Below are 1,232 nucleotides of genomic sequence, written 5' to 3' on the forward strand. Positions count from 1 at the left end.
TATACTTTCTGCATAAAAAGGCAGCAGTAAGGATACGTTTATGAATTTGTCATCTACATTTCTTCAGCATTTTGACTCAATAAATGACCCACGCAAAGACAATCACAACAGACGGCATTTACTAGAAGATATTCTAGTAATTACTATTCTAGGGGCGATATGTGGAGCGGACACTTGGGTAGAATTATGTGAATTTGCAGAGGCGAAAGAAGCGTGGTTAAAAACATTTTTATCTCTACCTAATGGAATTCCTTCTCACGATACCTTTGGCCGCGTATTTTCATTAATGAATCCCGAGGAATTTGAAAAGTGTTTTAATGCATGGATAGGGTCATTACATATCGATGTTACGAATGAAATTATTGCGATAGATGGAAAAACATTACGTGGGTCTCATAATCGAAAAAAAGGAATTAAGCCGTTGCACATGGTTAGTGCTTGGGCTGTAAAAAATCGCCTAACATTGGGGCAAGTTAAAACAGCAGAAAAATCGAATGAAATTGAGGCTATCCCCAGATTGCTTAATATGCTTGATATTGGTGGCAGCATTGTAACTATTGACGCTATGGGATGCCAAAAGAAAATTGCAAACCAAATCATTAAACAAGGGGCTGATTACGTCTTAGCTCTAAAAAGCAATCAAGGAACCTTACACCAAGATGTCATTTCTCTATTCGCTAAAGGGAAAGAAAATAAGCAGTATAAAAACATGTTAAATCGAGTCAGAGTAGAAAAAGTACATGACCATGGACGAATAGAAACCCGCCGATATACCCTTATTTCAGCACGTGACCCACTGCTCTTTAATCTCCGTTGGCCTGGTTTTAAAAGCCTCGGAATGGTAGAGATTACTCGAACAGTTAATCATGAAGTCGAGTATATTACTCGCTATTTTCTAACTAGCTTACTCCACGAACAAATTAATGATTTTGTCCGAGCTCAAAGGCAACATTGGAATATCGAAATTAATAATCATTGGACCTTAGATGTCAGTTTTAAAGAAGATTTAAATCGTGTCCGTATCGGACATGCCGCAGAAAATTTAGCGACTATCAGACGCATCGCTCTAAACCTTTTAAAACAAGAACAATCTCGAAAAATAGGTATCTCTGCAAAGAGAAAAAGAGCTGGGTGGGACAATCAATATTTGTTAAAGGTTTTACTCGCAGATGAACAGTTTAAGGCTAGTGAAATGATGAAAAATTCAGATTAGATTGAGTGCGATTGCCATA

At 37.4% G+C, this 1,232-nt stretch carries 1 protein-coding gene; it reads left to right on the plus strand.

Annotation, left to right across the window (positions count from 1 at the left end):
- Positions 1 to 40 precede the first annotated feature (40 nt).
- On the plus strand, positions 41 to 1,213 hold the full coding sequence (locus tag ACN4Z1_RS15895; RefSeq protein ID WP_419388383.1) for an ISAs1 family transposase: 1,173 nt from the start codon (positions 41 to 43) through the stop codon (positions 1,211 to 1,213).
- The last annotated feature ends 19 nt before the right edge of the window (positions 1,214 to 1,232 follow it).

This window comes from Legionella sp. ST3F1 (assembly GCF_048553315.1).
In the GTDB taxonomy this organism is placed as follows: domain Bacteria; phylum Pseudomonadota; class Gammaproteobacteria; order Legionellales; family Legionellaceae; genus Tatlockia; species Tatlockia donaldsonii.

Bases quoted from the DNA above. Each gene is read 5' to 3' on its own strand.
- ACN4Z1_RS15895 (WP_419388383.1), top strand. From the start codon at position 41: ATGAATTTGTCATCTACATTTCTTCAGCATTTTGACTCAATAAATGAC.